General features: G+C 61.9%; 2 protein-coding genes. Both read left to right on the top strand.

Annotation, left to right across the window (positions count from 1 at the left end; all coding sequences use genetic code 11):
* Window positions 1-969 (top strand): NADH-ubiquinone oxidoreductase-F iron-sulfur binding region domain-containing protein (locus H567_RS0121255; RefSeq protein WP_028322922.1); only part of this gene is annotated, 969 nt, incomplete at its 5' end.
* Between the two features lie 137 nt (window positions 970-1,106).
* On the top strand, window positions 1,107-1,384 hold a 278-nt coding region (locus H567_RS0121260), incomplete at its 3' end, for a 2Fe-2S iron-sulfur cluster-binding protein (protein WP_153306324.1).

Genomic DNA, 1,384 nt, shown 5'->3' on the forward strand with positions numbered 1-1,384 from the left:
ACCCGTGGGGGCGGGGCGTTCGTCTGCGGCGAGTCCTCGGCCCTCTTCGCCTCCATCGAAGGGCGGGCGGGCGAGCCCAGGGCGAAATACGTGCATGCGACCGACAAAGGTCTTTTTGACCGTCCGACGTGTCTGAACAACGTGGAGACGTGGGCGAACGTCCCCCTGATCATTCGCAACGGCGTTTCATGGTACCGGAACATCGGCACGGCCGGGAGCAAGGGGACGAAGATCTTTTCGCTCGTGGGGAAGATCAACAACACGGGCCTGGTCGAGGTGCCCATGGGCACGACCCTCCGGGAGATCATCTTCGATATCGGCGGGGGGATCCCGGGCGGCCGCCGATTCAAGGCCGTCCAGACGGGCGGGCCTTCCGGCGGATGCATCCCCGAACAGTTCCTGGACATGCCGGTCGATTTCGATGCTCTGACCGAGATCGGCTCCATGATGGGTTCGGGCGGGATGATCGTCATGGACGAGCGGACCTGCATGGTGGATGTGGCCAAATATTTTCTGATGTTTCTAGAGGACGAGTCCTGCGGCAAGTGTACGCCCTGCCGGGAGGGGATTCTTCAGATGCGGCGCATCCTCGATCGAATCACCGAGGGGGAAGGGAAGATGGAAGACCTCGAGACGCTCACATGGATGGGAGCCGCGATAAAGGACGGGGCCCTCTGCGCCCTGGGGCAGTCCGCGCCCAACCCTGTGCTCACCACACTGCGTTATTTCCGGGAGGAATACGAGGCGCACATCCGCGACAAGCGCTGTCCGGCCGGAGTGTGCAAGGCCCTGATTTCCTACGTCGTTGATAGCGAAGCGTGCACCGGCTGCCATGTTTGCGCGAGGGTCTGCCCGAGCGGCGCCGTTGCGGGCGAAAAGAAGGAAGTCCACCGGATCGATGCGGCGGCCTGTATCCGCTGCGGGGCGTGTTACGAGGCATGCAAGTTCGACGCGATCAGGATCATTTGAACTTACGAAAGATCTTTGAGGGAGTGTCCACCCCTGAGCCATTTTTCCATGGCGGCCCTTTTTCCCCCGCAAACAGAAGGGCCTCTTCAGGGAGCCCTCCTGCACGCAAATGAATCCTTCTTGCTGGGAGCGCAATCATGACGGAAATGATTACCGTGACGATCGATGGGCGGAGGATCCAGGCCGCCCCCCATACGACGATCCTGGAAGCGGCGCGCGGCGTCAATATCGATATCCCCACCCTGTGTTACAACGAGGCGCTGACGCCTTACGGGGCCTGCCGTCTGTGCATGGTCGAGATCACCGAGGGGAAGCGCACTCGCCTGGTCGCCTCCTGCATCTACGAGATCTCCGAAGGGCTGGTGGTCGAAACGGATACCCCGCGCGTGCAGAACGTGCGCAGGCTGGTCATGGA

This window comes from Desulfatiglans anilini DSM 4660, assembly GCF_000422285.1.
Classification (GTDB): domain Bacteria; phylum Desulfobacterota; class DSM-4660; order Desulfatiglandales; family Desulfatiglandaceae; genus Desulfatiglans; species Desulfatiglans anilini.